The 13018-nt window shown below is 66.6% G+C and carries 10 protein-coding genes, 1 pseudogene and 1 riboswitch; of the genes and pseudogenes, 4 read left to right on the top strand and 7 right to left on the bottom strand.

What is annotated here, in order from left to right:
• Positions 1-21: 21 nt before the first annotated feature.
• From R1L06_RS16690 to R1L06_RS16680, 3 genes are all read right to left on the bottom strand, one after another.
• Entirely contained in the window at positions 22-414 is a 393-nt protein-coding gene (locus R1L06_RS16690) for a hypothetical protein (protein WP_008265644.1), read from the bottom strand.
• Between the two features lie 83 nt (positions 415-497).
• The gene (locus tag R1L06_RS16685; RefSeq protein WP_317218251.1) at positions 498-1394 is read right to left on the bottom strand and encodes a siderophore-interacting protein; all 897 of its coding nucleotides are present in this window, start codon (positions 1392-1394) and stop codon (positions 498-500) included.
• A gap of 141 nt (positions 1395-1535) precedes the next feature.
• Positions 1536-2762, bottom strand: coding sequence for a multidrug effflux MFS transporter (locus R1L06_RS16680; RefSeq protein WP_317218250.1), 1227 nt, complete (start codon positions 2760-2762; stop codon positions 1536-1538).
• Between the two features lie 299 nt (positions 2763-3061).
• Positions 3062-3164: riboswitch (glycine riboswitch) on the top strand.
• Positions 3165-3226: 62 nt separating this feature from the next.
• On the opposite strand from R1L06_RS16680, the gene gcvP reads away from it, so the two are divergent.
• On the top strand, positions 3227-6094 hold the full coding sequence (gene gcvP / locus R1L06_RS16675; protein ID WP_317218249.1) for an aminomethyl-transferring glycine dehydrogenase: 2868 nt from the start codon (positions 3227-3229) through the stop codon (positions 6092-6094).
• Between the two features lie 92 nt (positions 6095-6186).
• On the opposite strand, the gene R1L06_RS16670 is transcribed toward gcvP, so the two are convergent.
• The 3 genes from R1L06_RS16670 to R1L06_RS16660 all read right to left on the bottom strand — a co-directional run bounded on the left by R1L06_RS16670 (position 6187) and on the right by R1L06_RS16660 (position 8872).
• On the bottom strand, positions 6187-6597 hold the full coding sequence (locus tag R1L06_RS16670; RefSeq protein ID WP_005410627.1) for a VOC family protein: 411 nt from the start codon (positions 6595-6597) through the stop codon (positions 6187-6189).
• A gap of 103 nt (positions 6598-6700) precedes the next feature.
• Complete coding sequence (locus R1L06_RS16665; RefSeq protein ID WP_317218248.1) at positions 6701-8068, bottom strand: amino acid permease; 1368 nt, start codon at positions 8066-8068, stop codon at positions 6701-6703.
• A gap of 81 nt (positions 8069-8149) precedes the next feature.
• Positions 8150-8872, bottom strand: coding sequence for an AraC family transcriptional regulator (locus R1L06_RS16660; RefSeq protein ID WP_032127825.1), 723 nt, complete (start codon positions 8870-8872; stop codon positions 8150-8152).
• Positions 8873-9045: 173 nt separating this feature from the next.
• On the opposite strand from R1L06_RS16660, the pseudogene R1L06_RS16655 reads away from it, so the two are divergent.
• A pseudogene (locus tag R1L06_RS16655) lies at positions 9046-11079 on the top strand (catalase); the annotation flags it as partial.
• 22 nt (positions 11080-11101) lie between these two features.
• Entirely contained in the window at positions 11102-11575 is a 474-nt protein-coding gene (locus tag R1L06_RS16650) for a hypothetical protein (RefSeq protein WP_317218246.1), read from the top strand.
• 9 nt (positions 11576-11584) lie between these two features.
• Here the strand turns inward: R1L06_RS16650 and R1L06_RS16645 are convergent, their stop codons facing one another.
• Positions 11585-12325 (bottom strand): alpha/beta fold hydrolase, encoded by a 741-nt coding sequence (locus R1L06_RS16645; RefSeq protein ID WP_317218245.1) that lies wholly within the window; start codon positions 12323-12325, stop codon positions 11585-11587.
• 140 nt (positions 12326-12465) lie between these two features.
• On the opposite strand from R1L06_RS16645, the gene R1L06_RS16640 reads away from it, so the two are divergent.
• On the top strand, positions 12466-13005 hold the full coding sequence (locus R1L06_RS16640; RefSeq protein ID WP_180844200.1) for a hypothetical protein: 540 nt from the start codon (positions 12466-12468) through the stop codon (positions 13003-13005).
• The last annotated feature ends 13 nt before the right edge of the window (positions 13006-13018 follow it).

Here is a 13018-nt window from a genome sequence, read left to right as displayed (position 1 = left end):
CCGGCTCTACCGAAATGCCTGTCAGCTGTTCTTCTTCGCCGCCATCGCTGCGGCCAGCTCGGCCTTGAATTCCTCGAAGGTCTGGCCCTTCTCCTTCGCTTCGGCCTGCGCGGCATCGCGCAGCGCATCGGAGTACATCAGGCGCACCGGCGTGCCGTTGCGTTCGTGCAGTTCACCGGCCTGCATGATCAGCGCCAGCACCTGCGCAGCACTCTCGCTGTGGCCAGCGATGCGGCCGTCCATGCCCAGCACCCATTCGCCGTCACGGCGCACGACACCGGCCAGCAGGGTGCGCTGCGCATCGCGCAGCTCGGCATGCGGTTCCACCGGCGATGCCTGCGCGGCGGCCTTGTTGGCGGCCTGCTTTTCCTGGCGACGGCGCTGGTCGCGGCGGGTCTTGGAGCTGGTGGACATGGTGCGGTACCGCTGCGAAGGGGGGCGCAAGGATAGCGCACCCCGCCCGCAGCGCTGCTTCACGCGTGCTCGATCAAGTATGGTCAGTCCAGCACCTTGCCGTGCCGCCAGTAGCCCATGAAGGTGATCGCGCGGCGGTCCAGCCCGCAATCGCGCACCAGGTGGCGGCGGATCGCCATCACCGCCCCCGCCTCGCCCGCCACCCAGGCATACAGCGGCCCGGCCACGCAGGTGTCGGCCTGCTCCCAGAGGATCTGCGTATCGACGTCGATCTCCTCCAGCGCATCGCCAGCAGCCACGCTCGAGGTCGCTGACAGCCGTTCCTGGACCGCCTGCAGCAGCGGCTGGCCATAGGCGGCCTGCCCACGCGGCAACCACACCAGCTCGGCGGTGCCCGGCGCTTTCAACGGCACCGCATCGCCGGCCTGGGCCACTTCCAGCAACGCCAGCGTGCGCGGCGGATCAGGCATGGCCGCCAGCTCTTCGAGGATGCCCGCCACCGCAGGTAACGCCGTTTCATCGGCCACCAGCAGTACCTGGCCGACACCGGCCGGTGGCTTCCACTCCCAGCCTTCGCTGCTCTCGGCACAGTCGGCATCGGGGGCCAGCAGCACCACGCGATCGCCCGGCCGTGCATGCATGGCCCAGCGCGAAGCGGGGCCGGTCACGCCGTGAATGACGAAATCGACATCGACCTCGCCCTGCTCCGCACGCAGCTGGCGGATGGTGTAGGTGCGCATCGGCGGGCGCTGATCGTCCGGCAGCGCCCGGTAGCGCGGGTACCAGTCCTCGCCGCTGGGGACCTGCGGCAGGTCCTGGCCGGGCAAGGGGAAGAACACCTTGATCCGCTGGTCCGGGCCTTCGGTCTTCATCCGCGCCACGTCGGCGCCAGTGAATACCATGCGGTCCAGGGAAGGGGAGAGAACGCGGCGCTCCTTCAGCGCCACCTCGAACAGGCGGTAGGTCTGCTGCGCAGCCATGGGGGAACCTCATGCAACGACATCGGATTGGCTGGCTGTCGTGCACCCGTGCACCGGCTGGCTGGAGTGCCCAGCCTAGTCCGGTGGTTTCCCGTCGCAAGCGCTGCCGGCGTCGCGGCCTGCCCTACCCCTGCACGCTGCTCAGTGACCCGTGCAGGCTGCCTGCGCCGCGCGTTCACGCTGGTGTTCCCAGTACCAGAACACGAAACCAGCACCGAAGAACGCAGCCTGGCCCAACGCCAGGTGCAGCGGGCTGGCGCTCAGCAGCGGCGATACCACGCCAGCCACCACGGTGCTGATCATCAGCTGCACGAAGGCCTGCAGCGACGAGGCCAGGCCGCGCTGGTGCGGGTACATGTCCAGCACCGCCAGCGCCAGGATCGGGAAGATCAGCGCCATGCCCATGCCGCCCAGGAAGATCGGCAGCACCGCCCACGGCAGCACGAACTGCGGGGCCAGCGCCACGTAGCCGACGTTCAACAGCACCGACAGCGCGCACAGGCCGAAACCGATGGCGACCTGGCGGGTAGGCGTGGTGTGCCCGGCCATGCGCCCGGACAGGAACGAGCCGGTGGTCATGCCGCCGATGGTGGGGATGAACAGCCAGGCGAAGCCGCCCTCGCCCAGATGCAGGTGCTGCATCACGAACACCGGCGCCGAGGAGATGTACAGGAAGATGCCACCGAAGCCGATGCTGCCGGCCAGCGCCAGGCGCAGGAAGCGCGGATTGAAGCCGATGCGCAGGTAATCACGCATCAACGTGCGCGGCGACAACGGCACGCGCGCTTCAACCGGATGGGTCTCCGGCAGGTAGCGCGCAGTGGCCGCCAGCAGGACCAGCCCGAACACCACCAGGAACCAGAAGATCAACGGCCAGCCGGCGCCGCTGAGCAGGATCCAGCCACCGATGATCGGGGCGATCGCCGGGGCGATGCCGAACAGCATCGACACCTGGCTCATCAGCCGCTGCGCGTCATGGCCGTGGTACAGGTCGCGGATCACCGCTCGGCCGACGATCATGCCGACACCTGCCGACAGGCCCTGCAGTGCGCGGAAGCCCAGCAGCGTGGTCAGGTCAGTGGACAGCGCACAGCCGACCGAGGCGCCGACGAATATCACCAGGCCGCCGAGGATCACCCGCTTGCGGCCCCAGGCGTCGGACAGCGGGCCGTGCGCCAGGCTCATCAGGCCGTAGAACAGCAGGTACACGCTGATGGTCTGCTGCACCGCCACTTCGTCCACCGCCAGGCGCTGGGCCAGCTGCGGGAACGCCGGGAAGATGGTGTCGATCGAGAACGGACCGAACATGGCCAGACCGGCGAGCAGCAGGGCCATGCGGCGGGTGGAGGGAGCAACAGCGGCGGTCATGGGGAAGGCGTCCGGCAGGGCCATGCGCGGCACGCACGGCGGGCGCCGGTCCCCTTCTGCAGGGACGGCGCCAGATGAATTCGGGTATCCACCCATCATAGGTGGGGATTGCGCCCGATGCCATGCAGCGATGCACAAAACGCACGGTCGGGCCATCGGCCATTCAGGCGCGGCGGCCATGCCTGGAGGCGGCTGGCGGGCCCGCAACGGGCTATAATCAGCGGGCAACACGGTGGGAGAAGCGGAACACCGCTGCCGAAGGCGCAACGCCCGTAATCGCTCAGGCCCGATACCACCCGTAACAGAACTCTGGAGAGACCGGTTCGATCCGGCGCCGAAGGGGCACGAAGCTGCGGTCCGCCGCGCTTTTAAACTCTCAGGCAAAAGGACAGAGGGGCGCCCCGCAGACCGCCGACCGGCGGCTTGTGCCCGTGCGTGTGCCCTTTCCTGACGGATCCTTCGCCATGTCCCAGAACACCCCTTCCCTGCGTGAGCTCGAGCACCACAATGCGTTCGTCGAGCGCCACATCGGCCCCAACGACGCCGAGATCGCGCAGATGCTCGATGTCGTCGGCCACGCGTCGCTGGATGGCATGACCGATGCCATCGTACCGGCCAAGATCAAGTCGCCGGCGCCGCTGGCGCTGCCGGAGTCGATGACCGAAGTGCAGGCACTGGCGAAGATCCGTGCGATCGCCGACAAGAACACAGTGCTGCGCAGCTTCATCGGCCAGGGCTACTACGGTACCCACACGCCGAACGTGATCCTGCGCAACATCCTGGAAAACCCGGCCTGGTACACCGCCTACACCCCGTACCAGGCGGAAATCTCGCAGGGCCGCATGGAAGCGCTGATCAACTTCCAGACCCTGTGCGCCGACCTCACCGGCATGGAAATCGCCAACGCCTCGCTGCTGGACGAAGCCACTGCCGCCGCCGAAGCGATGACCCTGGCCAAGCGCTCGGCCAAGTCGAAGTCGGACACCTTCTTCGTGCACGACGCCGTGCACCCGCAGACGCTGGAACTGCTGCGCACCCGCGCCGAGCCCATGGGCATCGTGCTGCGCGTCGGCACTCCGGCCGAAGCGCTGGAAGCGGAAGCCTTCGGCCTGCTGCTGCAGTATCCGGATACCTTCGGCCAGGTCGGCGACTACAAGGCGCTGGTCGATGCCGTGCACGCGCGCGGCGGCCTGGTGGCCGTGGCCACCGACCTGCTGGCCCTGACCCTGCTGGCCGCTCCGGGCGAATGGGGCGCGGACATCGTGGTCGGCAACAGCCAGCGTTTCGGCGTGCCGTTCGGCTTCGGTGGCCCGCACGCCGCCTTCATGGCCTGCCGTGACGCCTACAAGCGCTCGATGCCGGGCCGCCTGATCGGCGTCTCGATCGACGCGCAGGGCAACCCGGCCTACCGCCTGACCCTGCAGACCCGCGAGCAGCACATCCGCCGCGAGAAGGCCACGTCCAACATCTGCACCGCACAGGTGCTGCTGGCGGTGATGGCCTCGATGTACGCCGTTTACCACGGCCCGGACGGCCTGACCCGCATCGCCCGCCGCACCCATCGCCTGGCCTCGATCCTGGCCGCCGCGCTGCGCAACGCCGGCGTGCAGGTCGGTGGTGACTTCTTCGACACCCTGCATGTCACCGGCGTGCATGCCGATGAAATCCACGCCAAGGCACGCGCCGCTGGTTACAACCTGCGCGCGATCGACAGCGACTCGGTCGGCATCAGCCTGGACGAGACCACTACCCGCGCCGACATCGTCGCCGTGGCTGCCGTGTTCGGTGCCTCGGTGGACGTCGACGCACTGGATGCCAGCACTGCCGATGCGCTGCCGGCCGGCCTGCTGCGCCAGTCCGCGTTCCTGACCCACCCGGTGTTCAACACCCACCACAGCGAGCACGAGCTGCTGCGCTACCTGCGTTCGCTGGCCGACAAGGACCTGGCGATGGACCGCACGATGATCCCGCTGGGCTCGTGCACCATGAAGCTCAACGCCACCGCCGAGATGATCCCGGTGACCTGGCCGGAGTTCTCGCAGATCCACCCGCTGGTGCCGGCCGACCAGGCGCTGGGCTACAAGGAACTGATCGACACGCTGGAAGCGATGCTGGTGGAATGCACCGGCTACGACGCGGTCAGCCTGCAGCCGAACTCCGGCGCGCAGGGCGAGTACGCCGGCCTGCTGGCGATCCGCGCCTACCACCGCTCGCGCGGTGAGGAACATCGCGATATCTGCCTGATTCCGGACTCGGCGCACGGTACCAACCCGGCTTCGGCACAGATGTGCGGCATGAAGGTGGTGGTGACCAAGACCGATGCCAACGGCAACGTCGACGTCGAGGACATCCGCCTCAACGCCGAGAAGTACAGCGACCGCCTGGCCGCGATCATGATGACCTACCCGTCCACGCACGGCGTGTTCGAGGAAGAGGTGGTGGAGATCTGCGAGATCATCCACAAGCACGGCGGCCAGGTGTACACCGACGGTGCCAACATGAACGCCCTGGTCGGCGTGGCCAAGCCGGGCAAGTGGGGTTCGGATGTTTCGCACCTGAACCTGCACAAGACCTTCTGCATCCCGCACGGTGGTGGCGGCCCGGGCGTCGGCCCGTGCGCGGTCAAGGAGCACCTGGCCCCGTTCCTGCCGGGCAAGCTGGGTGACAACGGCCCGGTCGGCATGGTCAGCGCGGCCAGCTTCGGCAGCGCCTCGATCCTGCCGATCAGCTGGATGTACATCGCGATGATGGGCCGCGACGGCCTGCGCAAGGCCACCCAGGTCGCGCAGCTCAACGCCAACTACATCGCCAAGCGCCTGGCCCCGCACTTCAAGACCCTGTACACCGGCCGCAACGGCCTGGTGGCACACGAGTGCATCCTGGACGTGCGCCCGCTGGAGAAGACCAGCGGCATCGGCGCCGAGGACGTGGCCAAGCGCCTGATCGACTTCGGCTTCCACGCCCCGACCCTGAGCTTCCCGGTGGCCGGCACGCTGATGGTCGAGCCGACCGAGAGCGAATCGCTGCACGAGCTGGATCGCTTCATCGACGCGATGATCCAGATCCGCGAGGAGATCACCGCGATCGAAGACGGCCGCCTGGACCGCGAGGACAACCCGCTGAAGAACGCACCGCACACTGCCACCGCAGTGACCGCGAGCGAGTGGACCCACGCCTACCCGCGCGAACTTGCCGCCTTCCCGCTGGCCAGCCTGAAGCAGAGCAAGTACTGGCCGCCGGTGGCCCGTGTCGACAACGTGTACGGCGACAAGAACGTGATGTGCGCCTGCATCCCGGTCGATGCCTACAAGGATGATGAAGTCGAGGCGTGATTCCTCGCTGCATCGGTAAACAGAACGGCCCGCGCAAGCGGGCCGTTTTCATAAGCGCGTGTGGACCAAGGTCCACACCCACAAACATCCGATCACGGATCCGGCATCTGCCCCAGGCTCAACTGCCACGACACACCGAAGCGGTCCTGCACCCAGCCGTAGCGGTTGCTGAAATCGTAGTCACCCACCGGCATCAACCAATGGCCGCCCTCACCCAGCACGCGTGCGGCACGCTCGAACTGCTCGGCGCCGGAGCACTCCACGAACAGCGAGATCGACGGTGAGAAGGTGAAATCGTGCACGTCCAGGCTGTCGAAGCACAGGTAGTGGGTTCCACCGAGCAGGAAGATGGCCTGGCGGACCTGCCCGGGCACGCCGGCACCGGCGCCGTCCGGATGGCGCTGCATTGCCAGCAGGCGGAAATCGGCGAAGGCCTCGGCATACAGAGCCAGGGCCGCTTCGGCCTGGCCGGTGAACATCAGGAAGGGGCGGCTGCGCAGCATGCGGTACTCCTGGTCGACGGGCCGCGGACGGCCCACACGATCAGGATGGCACGGCGGATGTGCAGCCCCCGTGGTAGTGCCGGCCGCTGGCCGGCAGCTTCAGTCACGCCTCGCGCATGCGCCGGGCGATGGCGCTGCTGGCGGCGATCGTGGCAGTCAGTGCCACCATCGACAGGAACTGCAGGCGGGTGTGCGACTCGCTCAGCAGCAGGCCGAAGATCAGTGCCAGAATCGCCAGCGCGCAGCAGGTCAGCCACGGGAAGCCGGTCATGCGGAACGGCAGGCGGGTACCCAGGCGATCCGCGCGGCGGCGCAGCACCAGCTGCGACACCAGCGACAGCGTCCACACCAGCAGGCAGGTGGAACCGACGATGTTCAGCAGCACCGGCAGTACCCGGTCCGGGAACAGCAGTTCCATCACCGTGGCGGCAAAGCCGAACAGCACGCTGGCCAGCACGGCGATCACCGGCACCTGGCGCGGGTCGGTCCAGCCGAGCACCGCCGGTGCCTCGCGGCGCTGCGCCAGCGAATACATCATGCGCGAGGCGCCGTAGAGGTTGGCATTGAGTGCCGACAGCAGTGCGATCACGGCGATCAGGGTGATGGCCGTACCCGCGCCCGGGATGCGGGCGATATCCAGCACCGCAGCGAACGGCGACTTCAGCGCCTCGCTGGTCCACGGCACCACGGCGATGATCACGCTCAGCGAGCCGATGTAGAACACCAGGATGCGCCAGGCCACGGTGCGGATGGCACGGGCAATGCTGCGCTCGGGATCTTCGGTTTCGGCCGCAGCGACGGCTACGATCTCGGTGCCGCCAAAGGCAAAAACGACAACCAGCAGCGCCGCGCCGATGCCGGCCAGCCCCTTCGGCGCGAAGCCACCATGCTCGGTGAAGTTGCTCAAGCCCGGCGAGGTCACCTGCGGCAGCCAGCCCATCAGCAGCGCCACGCCGATGGCGATGAAGGCCAGGATCGCCACCACCTTGAGGATGGCGAACCAGAATTCGAACTCGCCGAAGTTCTTCACCCCGAGCAGATTGATCGCGGTGAAGAACAGCATGAAGGCCAGCGCCGCCATCGGTACCGGTATCGCCGGCCAGACCGTGGCAAGAAGCCCGGCCGCGCCTACCGCCTCGGCGGCGATCACGATCACCAGCTGCACCCACCACAGCCAGCCCACGGTGGCGCCGGCGGTGGCTCCCATGGCATCAGCGGCATAGACCGAGAACGCGCCACTGGTCGGCTTGGCCGCCGCCATCTCGCCCAGTGCGTTCATCACGATGATCACCAGCGCACCAGCGACCAGATACGACACCAGAACCGCCGGGCCGGCCGCCTGTACACCCACGCCCGAGCCGAGGAAGAGGCCGGCGCCGATGGCGCTGCCCAGACCCATCATGATCAGCTGGCGGGGCTTGAGCGAATGTCCGAGGCGGGACGGCGAAGCGGTCGGAATCGAGTTGGGCATCGGCAGGGCTGGCGGCGGCTACAGGGGCGACACCTTACCCTGTCCCGTGCCCACGGGGATAGGCACAGCGCAGCAGGCGGCTCAGGCCAGCGCCGGCTCGCCGACGTTGCCACCAATACGGGCCCGGTAGGCGCGCGGCGAGAAACCGGTTTCAGCCTTGAACTTGCGGGTAAAGGCGCTCTGGTCGCTGAAACCGCAGGCCTGGCCGATGCAGGCGATGCTGTCGTCACCGTGCAGCAGGTGCATGGCCATCTGGATCCGCAGTCGGGTCAGCACCTGCTGCGGGGTCATCTGGAACACCTTGCGGAAGCTGCGCTCCAGCTTCGACAGCGAGAAGCCGGTGATGTCCAGCAGGGTCTGCATGCGCACGTTCTCGGCGTAGTGCGCATTGAGGTGGGCCAGGGCCAGCCGCAGCTGCTCGTATTGGGTGCCCAGGCTGTCCTTCTGGCCGAGGTCGCGGGATATGCCGATCAGGCCCTCGATGGCCCCATCGACCACCAGCGGGCGCTTGCAGGTCAGGCACCAGCCCGGTTCGCGGTTGGCGAACAGGTGCAGCTCCATCAGGTTCTCGATCACCTCACCGGACAGCACGCGGGCGTCCTGGTCGACGTAGTCCGCGCTGAGGCCGGTCGGGTAGATTTCAGCCGCGGTACGCCCGATCACGTCCTTGCGCGCGCGCAGGCCCAGCCGCCGCAGCATGGTCTGGTTGACGTGGGTGTAACGCCCCTGAAGGTCCTTGATGAAGAACAGCACATCCGGGATGGCGTCGAACAGGGCTTCGATGTCGGCGGGCTCGACTCGCATGGGGCAAGCATACCCGAGCCTGCTTTTGCCTGTACGTTCACCTTTGCCGGACCTCGGTTTAACGGGCTCGGTTCCAGTGTCGTGGTTCTCTTTCAGATCCTCCGGAGCCAACGTCAATGGCCGCCAGCAAGCCGACCGGCAAGCGCGCAACCACCCACGCCGAAAACCACTACCGGGGCGACGGTGATGAACTGCACCAGCAGGCCGGGGCCAGCCATCCGGTGATGACCACCGATCAGGGCATCCCGGTGGCGGACAACCAGAACTCCCTGCGGCAGGGAGCTCGGGGGCCCACGCTGCTGGAGGACTTCATCCTGCGCGAGAAGATCACCCACTTCGATCACGAACGCATTCCCGAGCGCATCGTGCACGCACGTGGCAGCGCAGCACATGGCTACTTCGAGCTGACCCGATCGCTGAAGGCGCATACCCGAGCGCGCATCCTGACCGAGGTAGGCGTGAAGACACCCGTGTTCACCCGCTTCTCGACGGTAGCCGGTGGCGCAGGCTCGGTGGACACCCCGCGCGACGTGCGCGGCTTCGCGGTCAAGTTCTATACCAAGGAGGGCAACTGGGACCTGGTCGGCAACAACATCCCGGTGTTCTTCATCCAGGACGCCATGAAATTCCCGGACTTGGTACACGCGGTGAAGATGGAACCGGACCGTGCCTTCCCGCAGGCGGCCACGGCCCACGACACCTTCTGGGATTTCATCTCGCTCCTGCCCGAGTCGATGCACATGATCATGTGGGCAATGAGCGACCGTGCCATTCCGCGTTCGCTGCGCATGATCGAAGGCTTCGGCGTGCACAGCTTCCGCCTGCTGAACGAGGCAGGTGAGTCGACTTTCGTCAAGTTCCACTGGCGGCCGAAGCTGGGCATCCAGTCAACGGTCTGGGACGAAGCGCTGAAGCTGCAGTCGGCCGACAATGACTTCCATCGCCGTGACCTGTTCGAGGCCATCCAGCGCGGTGACTTCCCGGAATGGGAGCTGGCAGTGCAGCTGTTTACGGAAGAAGAGGCCGACGCATTCCCGTTCGATCATCTGGACCCGACCAAGATCATTCCCGAATCACTGGTGCCGTTGCAGGTCATCGGCCGCATGGTGCTGGACCGCTGGCCGGACAACTTCTTCGCCGAGACCGAGCAGGTGGCGTTCTGCCCGGCCAACGTGCCGCCCGGCATTGACTTCAGCAACGACCCGCTGCTGCAGGGGCGCCTGTTCTCCTATCTGGACACCCAGCTGCTGCGCCTGGGCGGCCCCAACTTCCACCAGATCCCGGTGAATGCTCCGAAGTGCCCGTTTGCCAATCATCAGCGCGACGGCCACATGCAGATGCAGGTTCCCAAGGGCCGGGTGGCCTACGATCCCAGCTCGCTGCAGGAAGACACACCGCGCGAGGCCTCAAGCGGATTCCGCAGTCACGCCAGCACGGACGATGGCCGCAAGGGCCGCATCCGCGCGGAGAGCTTTGCCGACCACTACAGCCAGGCCCGCATGTTCTTCCGTAGCCTTGAAAAGCCGGAACAGGCCCATCTGGCATCAGCGCTGGTGTTCGAGTTGTCCAAGGTGGAAACGCTGAAGGTGCGGGTGCGTACCCTCAGCCACCTGCGCAATATCGACGACTCACTGGCACAGCGCGTGGCCGACGGGTTGGCGTTGCCTGCACTGCCCGCCCCCGCGCCGACTGCCACCCCGGTGCGGGACATGCCCCCCGCTCCCGAGGTACGCGTGATCGGGCGCAACAAGCCTACCCTGCAGGGTCGCTGCATCGGCATCCTGTTCGATGAAGGCTCCGACGCTCGCATCATTGCCAGCCTGAGCAAAGCAGCCAGGAAAGCAGGTGCAGACGTGAAGCTGGTCGCCCCCAAAGTGGGTGGCGCCACGCTCAGCGACGGCGCCTTGCAGGCGGCGGATGGGCAGCTGGCGGGCACCCCCTCGGCCGTGTTCGATGCGGTAGCCGTAGTGCTCAGCCCGGAAGCCGCGAAGGCTTTGTCGAAAGAGAGTGCAGCCATCGAATTCCTCAGCCAGGCGTGGGCGCACCTGAAGGCCATTGCCAGCGATGCCGGCGGCCATGCGCTGCTGAAGGCAGCAAGGGTCGGCAATGATGCCGGCATCGTCGAAGCGGAAGATGCCAAGGCCTTCCTGGCGGTCGCCGCCACCCGCCAATGGGCGCGTGAACCCAAGCTGCGCCTGCTGGCCTGACTACAACGACAGGAGAACCGTCATGCCCCGTGGTGACAAATCCGCATATACCGACAAACAGAAGCGCCAGGCCGAGCACATCGAGGAAAGCGAGCGCGAGCGCGGTGCCAGCGAAGGCACGGCCGAGCGTATTGCCTGGGCTACCGTGAACAAGCAGGATGGCGGCGGCAAGCGTAGCGGCAGCGCACGCAAGGGTACGAAGAAGGCGACCCGCAAGACGGCTGCGAAGAAGGCGCCTGCCAGGAAGTCCGCTACAAAGAAGGCCACGCCCAAGACGGCAGCGAAGAAGGCACCTGGGAAGAAGGCGGCGGCCAAGAAGGCACCGGCTCGCAAGACAGCCACAAAGAAGGCGACAAAGAAGACGGTGGCCAAGAAGTCCAGCACTCCCGCCTCGCGTAGCGCTGCGGCGAAGAAGGCAGCGAAGACCCGTGCGGCAAAGAAGACCGTGCGCAAGGTGGCGGCGAAGAAGGCAGCACGTACCCGCGCGCGGGGCTGAGCCCCTCCATCAGGACGGCAGCGTCCTCATCCACGCGGCAACTTCGGCTGCAGCTGCGTCGGTGCGCGCCTGGAGTAGCAGATGCGGCCCTTCCAGCGAAACATGACGAGCATCCGGCAAAAGGGCCTGCAGTTCTGCCACGCTGGGCGGCCACAGCAGGCGGTCATGGCACGCGTGCAGGCACAGCGTCGGCACTTCGATTGCCGACAGCAATGCGCGTACGTCGACCCGCAGGGTCGCTGCGGCGCGTTGCCGCAACGTGATCGCCGGAATCTGGACCAACGCATCGCGCAGCATCGATATGTGCTCGCGGGTGCGCCACCGCCCCAGCAGCAGGCGCGCCAGCAACGCCACGGGAGGCAGAGGCCAAGCCGGCGACAGCAGGGCTGCGCTGGCTGCCGGCAATGGCACCGGCCGACTCGCAAAGGTCGAGGCAAGCACCAGTCCGCGCAGCCCGGTAGGGTGTCGCGTGGCCAGTTCAACTGCCAACGGGCCCGAGAAGGACTCGGCAAGCAGGATGAAGGGATGGCCGGGCAGCTGCGACCACAGCCGTTGGGCTAGCGTGGCGTGATCCTGCCCTCCCTGCGCAGGTAGCGTAATCGCCTGCGTCGTCAGCCCATGAGCCTCAAGTGCTGACAGAAACGGGGTGGACAGCCTGCCGGAGCCATCCAGGCCGGGCAGCATCAGCACGTGCTGCGGCGCAGCCGATGCTGAATCACAGCCCGGCTTTTCCTCGCTCCCGATTCCCATGTCACCTCCTTTGCTGACAAACATCACCCACATCGGCAGGCAACGGAAACTCTGCTCCGGCTCTCCGGCTGCTTTGCCGGTCAAGGTTGAGCAATACTGCCCGCTCTGCCGCGGAACGCGGCTGCCAAGGAGAGCCGTTGATGCGATGGACCTACGCGCTGGCCATGATGGCCATGATGCTGCCACTGAACAGCTCCGCCAGCGATGGTTGGATAAACGGGGACGGCAAGGCGATGCCGGAGACCGGTGCCATGAAATCCAGCGGTGGCTTTGCTGCATCGCTGCTGGTTACCTCCGATGCCGACTGGCAGGCCAAGTGGGAAACCCCACCGGAGACCACTCCCGGTTTTACCGAGGCCAACGAAGTCCACCTGGGCGGTGAATTGTTCTTGCTGACATTCCTGTCCAACCCGCAACTGGACGAGAACCGCGTACCCAAGGTGCACTGCGATCTGCGCATGCTACGTCCGGACGGCAGTACCAGTATCGACGAACGCGATGTTCCCTGTTTCACCACTGCCCTGCCCGGCCCGCCAACCCTGTTGTACATGGCCAACCTGCACCTGAAGTTCGTCGCCGAGGCCAGTGATCCGAAAGGCACATGGACTGCGCAGGTGGTGGTCAGGGATCTGCTGCGGAATGTGAGCCTGCCTCTGCAGGCTCGCTTCGACGTCCGTTGAACGGAGGCATGCG

Origin of the sequence: Stenotrophomonas mexicanensis, assembly GCF_032911605.1 — a bacterium.
Taxonomy (GTDB): Bacteria; Pseudomonadota; Gammaproteobacteria; order Xanthomonadales; family Xanthomonadaceae; genus Stenotrophomonas; species Stenotrophomonas maltophilia_A.
The sequence above is the reverse complement of the archived record's forward strand: the minus strand, read 5'-3'. Positions and strand labels throughout refer to the sequence as shown.

Bases quoted from the DNA above. Each gene is read 5' to 3' on its own strand.
- R1L06_RS16660 (WP_032127825.1), bottom strand. From the start codon at position 8,872: ATGCGAGTCGAGCCCGCCGACATCGAAGCCCTGTTCGACGCCATCCCG.
- R1L06_RS16670 (WP_005410627.1), bottom strand. From the start codon at position 6,597: ATGCTGCGCAGCCGCCCCTTCCTGATGTTCACCGGCCAGGCCGAAGCG.
- R1L06_RS16640 (WP_180844200.1), top strand. From the start codon at position 12,466: ATGCGATGGACCTACGCGCTGGCCATGATGGCCATGATGCTGCCACTG.
- R1L06_RS16645 (WP_317218245.1), bottom strand. From the start codon at position 12,325: ATGGGAATCGGGAGCGAGGAAAAGCCGGGCTGTGATTCAGCATCGGCT.
- R1L06_RS16690 (WP_008265644.1), bottom strand. From the start codon at position 414: ATGTCCACCAGCTCCAAGACCCGCCGCGACCAGCGCCGTCGCCAGGAA.
- R1L06_RS16680 (WP_317218250.1), bottom strand. From the start codon at position 2,762: ATGACCGCCGCTGTTGCTCCCTCCACCCGCCGCATGGCCCTGCTGCTC.
- R1L06_RS16665 (WP_317218248.1), bottom strand. From the start codon at position 8,068: ATGCCCAACTCGATTCCGACCGCTTCGCCGTCCCGCCTCGGACATTCG.
- R1L06_RS16650 (WP_317218246.1), top strand. From the start codon at position 11,102: ATGCCCCGTGGTGACAAATCCGCATATACCGACAAACAGAAGCGCCAG.
- gcvP (WP_317218249.1), top strand. From the start codon at position 3,227: ATGTCCCAGAACACCCCTTCCCTGCGTGAGCTCGAGCACCACAATGCG.
- R1L06_RS16685 (WP_317218251.1), bottom strand. From the start codon at position 1,394: ATGGCTGCGCAGCAGACCTACCGCCTGTTCGAGGTGGCGCTGAAGGAG.